The 12,813-nt window shown below is 69.8% G+C and carries 11 protein-coding genes; 8 read left to right on the top strand and 3 right to left on the bottom strand.

The features are described 5' to 3' along the window. Positions 1–225 precede the first annotated feature (225 nt). The 8 genes from dapB to K206_RS0133485 all read left to right on the top strand — a co-directional run bounded on the left by dapB (position 226) and on the right by K206_RS0133485 (position 9,482). A complete protein-coding gene (dapB, locus tag K206_RS0133450; protein WP_029044384.1) occupies positions 226–1,023 on the top strand; it encodes a 4-hydroxy-tetrahydrodipicolinate reductase in 798 nt (265 codons plus the stop codon). A 142-nt stretch (positions 1,024–1,165) separates the two neighbouring features. Further along, positions 1,166–3,790, top strand: a complete 2,625-nt coding sequence (gene leuS / locus K206_RS0133455; RefSeq protein WP_020206657.1) for a leucine--tRNA ligase — start codon at positions 1,166–1,168, stop codon at positions 3,788–3,790. Between the two features lie 63 nt (positions 3,791–3,853). After that, positions 3,854–4,399, top strand: a complete 546-nt coding sequence (gene lptE / locus K206_RS0133460; protein WP_052166044.1) for an LPS assembly lipoprotein LptE — start codon at positions 3,854–3,856, stop codon at positions 4,397–4,399. An 11-nt stretch (positions 4,400–4,410) separates the two neighbouring features. Beyond that, positions 4,411–5,451 (top strand): DNA polymerase III subunit delta, encoded by a 1,041-nt coding sequence (gene holA / locus K206_RS0133465; protein ID WP_020206659.1) that lies wholly within the window; start codon positions 4,411–4,413, stop codon positions 5,449–5,451. Between the two features lie 116 nt (positions 5,452–5,567). Continuing rightward, complete coding sequence (locus tag K206_RS0133470) at positions 5,568–6,848, top strand: glutamate-5-semialdehyde dehydrogenase (protein ID WP_020206660.1); 1,281 nt, start codon at positions 5,568–5,570, stop codon at positions 6,846–6,848. Positions 6,849–6,928: 80 nt separating this feature from the next. Then, positions 6,929–7,351, top strand: a complete 423-nt coding sequence (locus tag K206_RS0133475; RefSeq protein ID WP_020206661.1) for a CopD family protein — start codon at positions 6,929–6,931, stop codon at positions 7,349–7,351. Between the two features lie 133 nt (positions 7,352–7,484). After that, positions 7,485–8,090 (top strand): 2-hydroxychromene-2-carboxylate isomerase, encoded by a 606-nt coding sequence (locus K206_RS0133480; RefSeq protein ID WP_029044385.1) that lies wholly within the window; start codon positions 7,485–7,487, stop codon positions 8,088–8,090. 81 nt (positions 8,091–8,171) lie between these two features. Next, a complete protein-coding gene (locus K206_RS0133485; protein WP_020206663.1) occupies positions 8,172–9,482 on the top strand; it encodes a class I SAM-dependent RNA methyltransferase in 1,311 nt (436 codons plus the stop codon). Positions 9,483–9,552: 70 nt separating this feature from the next. Here the strand turns inward: K206_RS0133485 and K206_RS0133490 are convergent, their stop codons facing one another. The 3 genes from K206_RS0133490 to K206_RS0133500 form a co-directional block, all read right to left on the bottom strand. After that, a complete protein-coding gene (locus K206_RS0133490) occupies positions 9,553–10,590 on the bottom strand; it encodes a two-component system response regulator (protein ID WP_020206664.1) in 1,038 nt (345 codons plus the stop codon). A 315-nt stretch (positions 10,591–10,905) separates the two neighbouring features. Beyond that, positions 10,906–12,366: an NAD(P)(+) transhydrogenase (Re/Si-specific) subunit beta gene (locus K206_RS0133495; RefSeq protein ID WP_020206665.1), complete on the bottom strand. Its 1,461-nt coding sequence runs from the start codon at positions 12,364–12,366 to the stop codon at positions 10,906–10,908. Continuing rightward, a complete protein-coding gene (locus tag K206_RS0133500) occupies positions 12,363–12,707 on the bottom strand; it encodes an NAD(P) transhydrogenase subunit alpha (RefSeq protein ID WP_020206666.1) in 345 nt (114 codons plus the stop codon). Before K206_RS0133500 ends, K206_RS0133495 begins: the two co-directional genes overlap by 4 nt. Positions 12,708–12,813 lie beyond the last annotated feature (106 nt).

Raw genomic sequence — 12,813 nt, forward strand, 5'->3', positions numbered from 1 at the left:
GCCCCGGCCGCTCCAGCCGCCCCAACGGATGCCGCGGCATCCAGCCCCGCCGGCAGCGCCACCCCGGCCCCCGCCGCCAGCCCGATCTCCGGCAAGCTGACCGAGGATTCCGCCTCGGCGCCGGTCGGCGGCCAGCCGCCCGCGAACTGAACGTCCCGCCGGGCCGCCGCGCCCGGACACCGGCCGGCCGCGTGGCCGGCCTTTTTTTCCGCTAGCTGACACGCCATGAATATCGCCATCGCAGGTGCCTCCGGCCGCATGGGCCGCATGCTGATCGAACACGTTCTCGCCACCGCAGGCGTGACCCTGACCGGCGCGCTGGACGTGCCGGGCGCGCCGGCCCTGGGCCAGGACGCCGGGCTGGTGCTGGGCCGCGCCACCGGCGTGACGATCACGTCCGACATCGAGGCGGCGCTGGCCGGCGCCGACTGCCTGATCGACTTCACCCGCCCCGAAGGCACGCTGGCGCACCTCGCCGTGGCCGAGCGCCTCGGCGTCAAGATGGTGATCGGCACCACCGGCTTCGACGACGCCGGCCGCGCCGCGCTGGCCGCCGCCGCCGGGCGCATCGGCGTGGTCTTCGCCGCCAACATGAGCGTGGGCGTGAACGCCACCTTCAAGCTGCTGGAGATGGCGGCGAAGCTGCTGTCCTCGGGCTACGACATCGAGGTGATCGAGGCCCACCACCGCCACAAGGTGGACGCGCCGTCCGGCACCGCGCTGGCGATGGGCGAGGTGGTGGCCAAGGCGCTCGGCCGCGACCTCAAGACCTGCGGCGTGTTCGCGCGCGAAGGCCACACCGGCCCGCGCGACCCGCAGTCGATCGGCTTCGCCACCGTGCGCGGCGGCGACATCGTGGGCGACCACACCGTGATGTTCGCCGGCATCGGCGAGCGCATCGAGATCACGCACAAGTCGTCGAGCCGCCAGTCCTACGCCGACGGCGCGGTGCGCGCGGCGCTGTTCCTGGCCGACAAGCCCGCCGGCCTGTTCGACATGCAGGACGTGCTGGGCCTCAAGTAAGGGGGCCGTGCCGCGCCGTCTGTCCCGACGGTTATAATCGGCACTTTCGGCATTCCAGCGCAGGCGGGCGCCGCAAGGCAGCCCGCCGCTTTTCTTTTCCACGCTTTTCCGCCCGTCAACGCGCCTCGCCGTTGTCCTGAACATGCAAGACAAATACCTTCCCTCCGCCGTTGAACAAGCCGCCCAGCAACACTGGCAAGCCATCGATGCCTACCGCGTGACGGAACAGGCAACGCTGGCCGACGGCAGCGAGAAGCCGAAGTTCTATGCCTGCTCGATGCTGCCGTACCCGTCGGGCAAGCTGCACATGGGACACGTGCGCAACTACACCATCAACGACGTGATGGCGCGCCACCTGCGCATGACGGGGCACAACGTGCTGATGCCGATGGGCTGGGACGCGTTCGGCATGCCCGCCGAGAACGCCGCGCTCAACAACGGCGTGGCGCCGGCGGCCTGGACCTACGACAACATCGCTTACATGAAGAGGCAGATGCAGTCGATGGGCCTGGCCATCGACTGGTCGCGCGAGGTCGCCACCTGCAGCCCGGACTACTACCGCTGGAACCAGTGGCTGTTCCTCAAGATGCTGGAAAAGGGCATCGCCTACCGCAAGACCGGCACCGTGAACTGGGACCCGGTCGACCAGACCGTGCTGGCCAACGAGCAGGTCATCGACGGGCGCGGCTGGCGCTCGGGCGCGCTGGTGGAAAAGCGCGAGATCCCGATGTACTACCTGCGCATCACCGAGTACGCCGAGGAACTGCTGGGCGACCTCGACGGCCTCGGCTGGCCCGAGCGCGTCAAGATCATGCAGCAGAACTGGATCGGCAAGAGCGTGGGCGTGCGCTTCGCGTTCCCGCACGACATCGCCGGCGACGACGGCAAGCCGATCGGCGACGGCAAGCTGTACGTGTTCACCACGCGCGCCGACACCATCATGGGCGTGACCTTCTGCGCGGTCGCCGCCGAGCACCCGCTGGCCGCGCACGCGGCCGCCGCCAACCCGGCGCTGGCCGCCTTCATCGACGAGTGCAAGCACGGCTCGGTGATGGAAGCCGACATGGCCACGATGGAAAAGAAGGGCATGCCCACCGGCCTGAAGGTGACGCATCCGCTCACCGGCGAGCAGGTCGAGGTGTGGGTCGGCAACTACGTGCTGATGAGCTACGGCGACGGCGCCGTGATGGGCGTGCCCGCGCACGACGAGCGCGACTTCGCCTTCGCCAACAAGTACGGCCTGCCGATCCGGCAGGTGGTCGACGTGAAGGGCCAGCCGTTCTCCACCGAAGCGTGGCAGGAATGGTACGGCGACAAGGAGCACGGCACCTGCATCCATAGCGGCAGGTATGACGGCCTCGGCTACCAGGCGGCGGTCGAGGCGATTGCCGCCGACCTCGGCGCGAAGGGCCTCGGCGAGAAGAAGACCACCTGGCGCCTGCGCGACTGGGGCATCTCGCGCCAGCGCTACTGGGGCACGCCGATCCCGCTGATCCACTGCGAGGACTGCGGCGTGGTGCCGGTGCCCGAGCAGGACCTGCCGGTGGTGCTGCCCGAAGACCTGGTGCCGGACGGCACCGGCAACCCGCTGGCCAAGGACGCGCGCTTCCTCGCGTGCGCGTGCCCGTCGTGCGGCAAGCCGGCGCGGCGCGAGACCGACACGATGGACACCTTCATCGACTCGTGCTGGTACTACATGCGCTACACCAGCCCGGACGCCGCCGCGATGGTCGACGGCCGCAACGATTACTGGATGCCGATGGACCAGTACATCGGCGGCATCGAGCACGCCATCCTGCACCTGCTGTACGCGCGCTTCTGGACCAAGGTCATGCGCGACATGGGCCTGGTCGGGTTCGGCGAGCCGTTCACCAACCTGCTCACCCAGGGCATGGTGCTCAACGACACCTACTATCGCGAGGACGCGGCCGGCAAGAAGACCTGGTACAACCCGGCCGAGGTCGAGGTCAGCACCGACGAGCGCGGCCGTCCGCTGGGCGCCGTGCTCAAGGCCGACGGTCAGCCGGTGGTGATCGGCGGCGTGGAGAAGATGTCGAAGTCCAAGAACAACGGCATCGACCCGCAGGCCCTGATCGACCAGTACGGCGCCGACACCGCGCGCCTGTTCGTCATGTTCGCCGCGCCGCCCGAGCAGCAGCTCGAATGGAGCGGCTCCGGCGTGGAAGGCGCGTCGCGCTTCCTGCGCCGCGTGTGGAACTACGGCCATGCCAACGCCGGGGCGATCGCCGCGGCCGGCGCCGGCGCGCAGTACGGCGACGGCGACGCGGCGCTGCGCCGCGAGCTGCACGGCGTGCTCAAGCAGGCCAACTACGACTACCAGCGCATCCAGTACAACACCGTGGTGTCCGCCACCATGAAGATGCTCAACGCGCTCGAAGGCGCCAAGGCCGCCACCCCGGCCGCGCGCCGCGAGGGCTTCGGCATCCTGCTGCGCGTGCTGTACCCGGTGGTGCCGCACATCACCCACGGCCTGTGGCAGGAACTCGGCTACGCCACGCAGTACGGCGACCTGCTCGACGCGCCGTGGCCGCAGGTGGACGAATCCGCGCTGGTGCAGAGCGAGCTCGAACTGGTGCTGCAGATCAACGGCAAGGTGCGCGGCAGCCTGACGGTGCCGGCCGATGCCGACCGCGCCGCCATCGAGGCCGCGGCCGCCGCCAGCGAGACCGTCGCCAAGTTCGCCAACGGCGCCGCGCCCAAGAAGATCGTGGTGGTGCCGGGGCGCCTCGTCAACGTGGTGCTGTAAAGCGCCGACGCCCAGCGCCAATAAGCCAAGCCCGTGACCAAGCCAAGGAGGGAGTTGCCCGGTATGGATCGACAGACCGACCGACACGCGGACCGACCAGCGCAGGACCGCCCCGCGCGGGGCCGGCGCATGGTCCTGGCGGCGCTGCTGGCGGCCGGCCTGGTGGCCGGCTGCGGCTTTCACATGCGCGGCAACGCGGACTTCGCGTTCAAGAAGCTGTACCTGAGCATCCCCGCCAACTCGCTGATGGGCTCGGACCTGCGCCGCGCCATCCGCAACGGCTCGGATACCGTGATCGTGGCCGACCCCAAGGAGGCCGACGCGCTGCTCGACGTGCTGCAGGACACGCGGACCAAGACCATCCTGTCGCTGACCACCACCGGCGTGGTGCGCGAATACCGGCTGACCCAGCGCTTCACCTTTCGCCTGCGCGATGCCGGCGGCCAGGAACTGATCGCGCCGTCGCAGCTGGTGCTCACGCGCGACCTGACCTACAACGAAGCCAACACGCTGGCCAAGGACTACGAAGAGCAGCAGCTCTACCGCGACATGCAGCGCGACATCGTGCAGCAGCTGATCCGCCGGCTGGCCTCGGTCAAGGCGATCTGAGCCGCGCCGGCATGCAGCTCAAGCTCGACGGACTCGACGCCCACCTGCGCCAGGCCAAGGCACGCGGGCTGGCCCCGCTCTATGTGGTGCATGGCGACGAGCACCTGCTGGTGCTGGAGGCGGTCGACCGGCTGCGCCAGGCCGCGCGCGAGGCCGGCTTCAGCGAGCGCGAGGTGCTCTCCGCCGAGCGCGGCTTCAACTGGGGCCAGGTGGTCCAGGCGCAGCAGTCCATGTCGCTGTTCGGCGACCGCAAGATCGTCGAGCTGCGCATTCCCTCCGGCAAGCCCGGCAAGGACGGCGGCGAGGCGCTGCGCGCGGTGGCGGCCCAGCCCTCGCCCGACGTGCTGATGCTGGTCACGCTGCCGCGCCTGGATTTCGCCACGGCCAAGTCGGCGTGGTTCCAGGCGCTCGAAGGCGCCGGCGTCTCGCTCAAGATCGACGCGGTCGACCGCACCCGCCTGCCGGCCTGGGTGGGCGAGCGCCTCGCGCTGCAGCAGCAGCGCGTGGAGCCCGGCGAGCCGGGCCGGCGCGCGCTGCAGTTCGTCGCCGACAAGGTCGAGGGCAACCTGCTCGCCGCCCACCAGGAAATCCAGAAGCTCGGCCTGCTCTACCCGGCCGGCGTGCTGACCTTCGAGCAGGTGCACGACGCCGTGCTCAACGTGGCCCGCTACGACGTCTTCAAGCTCTCCGAAGCCATGCTCGGCGGCGACGTGCCGCGGCTGGTGCGCATGCTCGAAGGGCTGCGCGGCGAGGGCCAGGCCACGGTGCTGGTGCTGTGGGCGCTGACCGAGGAAATTCGCGTATTATCCAAGGTCCGGCAAGGGCTGGCCGCCGGCAAGCCGGCCGGCGTCCTGACGCGCGAGCTGCGCATCTGGGGGCCGCGCGAGAAGCTGGTGCCGCAGGCCGCGCAGCGCCTCTCGCTGGCGCAGCTCGAAGCCGCGCTGGCGATGGCCGCGAAGCTGGACCGGCAGGTCAAGGGCCTGCGCGCCGAGGGCATGCCGGCCGAGCCGTGGGACGGCCTGCTGCAACTGGCGCTGCTTGTTGCTAGGTAGATTCGGCCAGGTAGACCCGGCCAGGTAGACCCGGCCCGCCGCGGGCCTGCCACGATCCTTTCACGCCACGCCGGCAAGATACACGCATTGAGGGCCGCGCTTTGCCGGCTAGGACTATGAACGAGCTCGATCTCAAGCAATACATGGAACGCGTCGGCCAGCAGGCCCGCGCCGCCTCGCGCGCGATGGCGCGCGCCTCCACCGCCGACAAGAACCGCGCGCTGCTGACCATCGCCGCCGCGATCCGCCGCGACGCCGCGCGCCTCAAGGCGGTCAACGCGCGCGACGTCGAGCGCGCCCGCGCCAACGGCCAGGACGCCGCCTTCATCGACCGCCTGACGCTGTCGGACAAGGCCATCGACGTGATGGCCGCCGGCCTCGAGCAGATCGCCGCGCTGGCCGACCCGATCGGCGAGATCAGCAACATGAAATACCGCCCGACCGGCATCCAGGTCGGCCAGATGCGCGTGCCGCTGGGCGTGATCGGCATCATCTACGAGTCGCGTCCCAACGTGACCATCGACGCGGCGGCGCTGTGCCTGAAGTCCGGCAACGCCACCATCCTGCGCGGCGGCTCCGAGGCGATCGAGTCCAACACCGCGCTGGCCGCGCTGGTGGCCGAGGGCCTGGCCGCGGCCGGCCTGCCGCAGCAGGCCGTGCAGGTGATCGAGACCACCGACCGCGCCGCCGTCGGCCGGCTCGTCACCATGACCGAATACGTCGACGTGATCGTGCCGCGCGGCGGCAAGAGCCTGATCGCGCGCCTGATGGAAGAAGCGCGCGTGCCGATGATCAAGCACCTCGACGGCATCTGCCACGTCTACATCGACGACGGCGCCGATCTCGACAAGGCCGTGCGCGTCTGCGACAACGCCAAGACCCAGCGCTACGCGCCGTGCAACACGATGGAGACGCTGCTGGTCGCCGCCGGCGTCGCCGCCGCGGCGCTGCCGCCGCTGTGCCGCATCTACCAGGAAAAGGGCGTGGAGCTGCGCGTGTGCGCCGCCACCCGCGCCACGCTGGAAGCCGCCGGCTTCACCGGCCTGGTCGACGCCACCGAGCAGGACTGGCGCCTGGAATACCTGGCGCCGGTGCTGGCGATCCGCACCGTGGCCGGGCTCGACGAAGCCATCGCGCACATCAACACCTACGGCTCGGCGCACACCGATTCCATCATCACCGAGAACTACACCGCCGGCATGCGCTTCCTGCGCGAGGTGGATTCGGCCAGCGTGATGATCAACGCCTCGACGCGCTTCGCCGACGGCTTCGAGTACGGCCTGGGCGCCGAGATCGGCATCTCCAACGACAAGCTCCACGCGCGCGGCCCGGTCGGGCTGGAAGGCCTGACCTCGCTCAAGTACGTGGTGTTCGGGCACGGCGAGATCCGCACCTGAGCCGGGGCGGGGCGGGGCGCCGCCACCGCGTTTGCCGCAGGCCAACCAGTCCACCAGTTCACCACCACAAAAGAAGCCAGATGCTCTGGGTCAAAGCGCTGCACATCGTCTTCGTCGTTTCCTGGTTCGCCGGCCTGTTCTACCTGCCGCGCATCTTCGTCAACCTCGCGCTCGAGACCGATCCGGCCGGGGTGCGGCGGCTGTTGCTGATGGCGCGCAAGCTGTACCGCTTCATGACCATGCTGGCGGTGCCGGCGCTGGCGTTCGGCCTGTGGCTCTATCTCGGCTACGGCATCGGGCGCGGCCCGGGGCAGGGCTGGATGCACGCCAAGCTGGCGCTGGTGCTGGTGCTGATCGGCTATCACCACGGCTGCGGCGTGCTGCTCAGGAAGTTCGAGGGCGGGCGCAACGCGCGCTCGCACACCTTCTACCGCTGGTTCAACGAGTTGCCGGTGCTGGTGCTGCTGGCGGTGGTGATCCTGGTGGTGGTCAAGCCGTTCTGAGGCCCGCGGCGGCCGCGTGGCGGCGCCAGCGCGCCGCGGCGTTTTCCCGTATCGTTTCCGGCTGGTTCCGTTTTCCCGTTTCCCCACCGTCCCAAGCGCCGTTGTCTCGCGCCACCCCCGTCCAGAGGACATGATGAGCAAGCAGGTCGACTACTATCTTTCCCCGCAATCGCCTTTCGTCTACCTAGGGCATGCACGCTTTGCCGCGCTGGCGGCGAAGCACGGCGTGCAGGTCAACCTCAAGCCCTGCGACCTGGGCAAGGTGTTCTCGGTGTCCGGCGGCCTGCCGCTGGCGCAGCGCCCGCCGCAGCGCCAGGCCTACCGGCTGGTGGAGCTGGCGCGCTGGAGCGAGTTCCTGGGCGTGCCGCTCAATCCGCACCCGACCTACTTCCCGGTCTCCGGCGACCCCGCCGCCCGGCTGATCATCGCCGTGCAGCTGGCCCAGGGCACCGCCCGCGCGATGGAGCTGGTCGGCGTGGTCGGCCGCGCGCTGTGGGCCGAGCAGCGCAACATCGCCGACGCCGCCACGCTGGTCCAGCTCGCCGACGGCATCGGCCTGGACGGCGCCGCCATGCTCAAGGCCAGCGAGGCCCAGGCGGTGCAGGCGGACTACGCCCGCCACACCCAGGACGCGATCTCCGCCGGCGCCTTCGGCGCGCCGTGGTTCGTCTACGAGGGCCAGCCCTACTGGGGCCAGGACCGGCTGGACTTCCTCGAGCGCGCCTTCGCGGCCGGCTGACGCCCCGCGGCGCGGTACACTGCGCGCTATCCGACCCCGTCCGCCGCGGCGGACGTTTTTGTTTGCAGGAAACCCCAAGCCATGTCCCAAGCCTTCTTTGCCCCTTGCCCGCGCGGCCTCGAAAGCGCGCTCGCCGAAGAGCTGCGTGAAATCGCGGCCCGGCCCGGCATGGCCACGCTCGCGCCGTTCCAGGTCCATCGCGAGATGCCGGGCGGCGTCACGTTCTCGGGGGAGATGGTGGCGGCCTACGCGGTCAATCTGCATTCGCGCATCGCCAGCCGCGTGCTGATGCGCGTGGCCGCGCGCGGCTACCGCCGCGAGGACGATATCTACGACCTCGCGCGCGGCCAGCGCTGGGAACAGTGGTTCTCGCCGGACGAAACGCTGCGGGTGGACGTGACGGCACACCGCTCGCCGCTGCAGAGCCTGAATTTCATCGGCCTGCGCGTGAAGGACGGCGTCTGCGACGCCATGCGCGAGCGCCTCGGCGCGCGGCCCAGCGTGGACACCGTCAGTCCCGACGTGCGCATTTATGCGCACCTGACCGAGCATGACGTCACGCTCTACCTCGACACCTCGGGCGAGCCGCTGTTCAAGCGCGGCTGGCGCATGGAGAAGGGCGAGGCGCCGCTCAAGGAAAACCTGGCCGCCGGCATCCTGCGCCTGGCCGGCTGGGTGCCGGGCCAGACCGAACAGCCGTTCTACGACCCGATGTGCGGTAGCGGCACCTTCCTGGTGGAAGCCACCCAGGTGGCGCTGGGCCTGGCGCCGGGCGCGGGCCGCAGCTTTGCCTTCGAATGGCTCAAGGGCGCCGACACGCGCGGCTGGCAGGCGCTCAAGGCCGCCGCCCAGGCCGACGCCGACGCCGCGCGCAAGCGCGCCGCGGCCGATCCGCTGGAAATCGCCGGCAGCGACATTTCCACCGACCTGCTGTCGATGACCGAGGCCAACTGGCAGCGCGCCGGCCTGCCCGGCGAGCCGCGCCTGAAGCAGGTGGACGCGCGCTTCGCGCAGCCGCCGTTCGCCGCGCCCGGCATGCTGCTGATGAACCCGCCCTACGGCGAGCGCATCGCGGTGCGCGGCGAGCGCCGCCGCCCGCTCGACGAGGCGCCCGACGATGGCGTCGAGGACGAGGCCGCCAACCAGTTCGCCAGCGCCTTCGCCACCACGCTGAAGCAGAACTTCGCCGGCTGGCAGGTCTGGATCTTCACCGGCGACCTCGGCCTGCCGCGCCGGCTGCGCCTCAAGGAGTCGCGCCGCACGCCGCTCTACAACGGCAACATCGAGTGCCGGCTGTTCCGTTTCGACATGGTGCGCGGCGGCAATCGCGGCAATGGCGGTAGCGCCGGCAATGCCGGCAATGCCGGCAACGGCGACGCGGCGCCGGCCTGACGCCGGGCGGGAAGCAAGCGCGGAAGGAAAGGGCAGGCGGGCCGGCTCTTGGCCGCGCGCCGCCGGCCGGCTAGCGGCGGCCGGTGATGCGCTCGGGCTGGCGGCCGAAGTCCTGCAGGAAGTCGTGGAAGCTGACGATGGGCTCCTGCAGCAGGTGGCGCGGCAGGTCGAACAGCGCGTAGAAATAATCCTCGCGGCCCGCGCAGTGCTCGGCGGGCAGGCAGTATTGCTCCCAGTCGACGCAGGCCGGCGTGTACATGCCGTTGCCCGGCCAGAAGAAGGGCACGATGCGGCCCTCGCGCAGGCCTTCGATCAATGCCGCCGGCGCATCGTAGGCCTCGGCGGACTCCACCTGGCTCATCAGCCCGGCGCGCGTCTCGATCACCATCAGCGTGGCGTGGCCCTGCGCGGTCAGCATCAGGATGCCGGCCGGGTTGGGGAACAGGTAATACTCGACGAAGCCGTAGCGCGCGGTGATCTGGCGCACCCGGTCGCAGATCACCGGGTCCGACAGGAAGGAAAACGAGTGGCGCGTGAGCAGCTCGCGCAGCGTGCGCGACAGCGTGGTGAAGTATTGCTGCTGGAGCGCGTCGATCTCCTGGTCCAGCCGCTCCACCATGTTGCTGTCGTGCTTCTTGACGTAGCGGTCGATCAGGCCGTGGTTGAAGCCCTGCACGGCGATGCCTTCGTCGGCGGTGCCGGTCAGCAGGATGGTCTTGCACGGCAGGTCCTGCAGCGCCTGGCAGAATTCCAGCCCGTTCATCTGCGGCATCGAATAGTCCACCACGATCACGCCCGGCTGCACATAGCGGTTGATGTCGTGGATCTGCCGGTAGATGCGGTCGATGTCGAGCTGCACCGTGCGCCGCTCGGTCAGGAAGGTCAGGTCGTCGTGCGTCACGCGCACCGGCAGGAAGCCGGTGAAGCGCGTGTAGGTGTCGCGCACCCATTGCAGCGCCTCGCGCGGGTCGGTGAACGTCACCACCGGGCGCGCCGGGTCCATCTGGAACGCCAGGCTGTCGATGAATGATTTGCTGTCGTCGACGAGCACCGTCAGGATCGGGTGATGGAAGACCGACAGATTCCTGTCCTGGGGGTTGAATGTCATGTTGCGTTCGGCTTGGGCGTCTCTCGGACACCTCGGACGGGTGGATCGGCGTGGCCGGGACCGATGCGGCAGAGCGCTGGCGGCGGATCGGAGTCGGGGCGGGTCCGCCGCGCCGGCCGCACGCGGCACGGGTCGGACCGGTCCGCGGGCACACCGTGGCCGAAGACCGGAACCAGTATAGCGCGCCCGCGCCCCCGCGCAACCGGCGCGCGGCGGGGTCGAAGTAGGGGGTGGCCAGGCCCCGGAGCGGGGCCCGGCAATGGCGGCGGACACGGGAATACGGGCGCGCCCCGCGCCGGCCGCCCCGCGGCGTGCCTAGTCGATGGCCTTGCCCATGTCCTCGACCACCTTCTTGGCGTCGCCGAACACCATCATGGTCTTGTCCATGTAGAACAGCTCGTTGTCCAGCCCGGCATAACCGGCCGCCATCGAGCGCTTGTTCACGATGATGGTCTTGGCCTTGTAGGCCTCCAGGATCGGCATGCCGGCGATCGGCGAGCCGGGGTCGGTCTTGGCGGCCGGGTTGACCACGTCGTTGGCGCCCAGCACCAGCACCACGTCGGCCTGGCCGAACTCGCTGTTGATGTCCTCCATCTCGAAGACCTGATCGTAGGGCACCTCGGCCTCGGCCAGCAGCACGTTCATGTGGCCCGGCATGCGGCCGGCCACCGGGTGGATGGCGTATTTCACCGTCACGCCCTTCTCGGTCAGCTTCTCGGTCAGTTCCTTGAGCGCGTGCTGCGCGCGCGCCACCGCCAGGCCGTAGCCGGGCACGATGATCACGGTCTCGGCATTGCCCATCAGGAAGGCCGCGTCGTCGGCCGAGCCGGACTTGACGTTGCGCTGCTGCTGCGCGCCCGCCGCGCTGCTCGCGGCCGCGCCGCCGAAGCCGCCCAGCAGCACGTTGAAGAACGAGCGGTTCATGGCGCGGCACATGATGTACGAGAGGATCGCGCCGCTCGAGCCCACCAGCGAGCCGGCGATGATCAGCATCGGGTTGTTCAGCGAGAAGCCGATGCCCGCCGCCGCCCAGCCCGAGTACGAGTTCAGCATCGACACCACCACCGGCATGTCGGCGCCGCCGATCGGGATGATGATGAGCACGCCCAGCACGAAGGCGAGCGCCAGCATCACCAGGAACGGCAGCCAGCTCTGCGACAGGAAGAAGATCACGCCGAAGCCGATCATTGCCACCGCCAGCAGCAGGTTCAGCCAGTGCTGGCCGGCGAACGACACCGGCGCGCCTTGGAACAGGCGGAACTTGTAGCGCCCGGCCAGCTTGCCGAACGCGATCACCGAGCCGGAGAACGTGATGGCGCCGACGAAGCAGCCGATGAACAGCTCGATGCGGTTGCCCAGCGGGATCTCGTGCGAGCCGGCCGGCGTGATGCCGAAGGCGGCCGGCTCGGCCACCGCCGCCACCGCGATGAACACCGCCGCGAGGCCGATCAGCGAGTGCATCGCCGCGACCAGCTCGGGCATCTTGGTCATCTCGACCTTCCTGGCCACGTAGGCGCCGATGCCGCCGCCCACCACCAGCGCGCCGAGGATCAGCGCCAGCCCTTCGCCCACCGGCGACTGGCCCGCGCCGAGCGCGAGGAATTCGTTCTTGAGCTTGACGATGAGCGCCAGCGTGGTCAGCGCCGCGATCAGCATGCCGGCCATGCCGAAGGCATTGCCGCGGCGCGCGCTGCTCGGGTGCGACAGGCCCTTGAGCGCCTGGATGAAGCACACCGAGGCGACCAGGTAGAGCAGGGTGACGAGGTTCATGCTCATTTGCCGTGCTCCTTGTCCGCGCCGCCGTCCTTCGCGCCGTTCTTCGCCCTGGGTTCCTTCTTCTTGAACATCTCCAGCATGCGCTGGGTCACCAGGAAGCCCCCGAACACGTTGACCGCGGCCAGCGCCACCGCCAGCGTGCCCATGGTGCGGCCCACCAGGCCCTCGGTCAGGCCGGCGGCCAGCATGGCGCCGACGATGATGATGGCCGAGATCGCGTTGGTCACGGCCATCAGCGGGGTGTGCAGGGCCGGCGTCACCGTCCAGACCACGTGGTAGCCCACGTAGATCGCCAGCACGAAGATGATCAGGTTGATCACCGTGTGGTTCACCATTTCCATCGTCTTCTCCTCCGTTGCCTGAATGCCTTGCCTGCCTGCGATGCCGCGCGCGCGGTTGTCCGCGTTCTCGTGCGCGGCCCGGCGCGGCGCCCGGCTGGCTCGCCGG

Source organism: Cupriavidus sp. WS (assembly GCF_000395345.1).
GTDB classification, from domain to species: domain Bacteria; phylum Pseudomonadota; class Gammaproteobacteria; order Burkholderiales; family Burkholderiaceae; genus Cupriavidus; species Cupriavidus basilensis_B.

Coding starts and splice junctions, on each gene's coding strand:
- dapB (WP_029044384.1), top strand. CDS start 226: ATGAATATCGCCATCGCAGGTGCCTCCGGCCGCATGGGCCGCATGCTG.
- holA (WP_020206659.1), top strand. CDS start 4,411: ATGCAGCTCAAGCTCGACGGACTCGACGCCCACCTGCGCCAGGCCAAG.
- K206_RS0133495 (WP_020206665.1), bottom strand. CDS start 12,366: ATGAGCATGAACCTCGTCACCCTGCTCTACCTGGTCGCCTCGGTGTGC.
- K206_RS0133490 (WP_020206664.1), bottom strand. CDS start 10,590: ATGACATTCAACCCCCAGGACAGGAATCTGTCGGTCTTCCATCACCCG.
- leuS (WP_020206657.1), top strand. CDS start 1,166: ATGCAAGACAAATACCTTCCCTCCGCCGTTGAACAAGCCGCCCAGCAA.
- K206_RS0133470 (WP_020206660.1), top strand. CDS start 5,568: ATGAACGAGCTCGATCTCAAGCAATACATGGAACGCGTCGGCCAGCAG.
- K206_RS0133475 (WP_020206661.1), top strand. CDS start 6,929: ATGCTCTGGGTCAAAGCGCTGCACATCGTCTTCGTCGTTTCCTGGTTC.
- lptE (WP_052166044.1), top strand. CDS start 3,854: ATGGATCGACAGACCGACCGACACGCGGACCGACCAGCGCAGGACCGC.
- K206_RS0133480 (WP_029044385.1), top strand. CDS start 7,485: ATGAGCAAGCAGGTCGACTACTATCTTTCCCCGCAATCGCCTTTCGTC.
- K206_RS0133500 (WP_020206666.1), bottom strand. CDS start 12,707: ATGGAAATGGTGAACCACACGGTGATCAACCTGATCATCTTCGTGCTG.
- K206_RS0133485 (WP_020206663.1), top strand. CDS start 8,172: ATGTCCCAAGCCTTCTTTGCCCCTTGCCCGCGCGGCCTCGAAAGCGCG.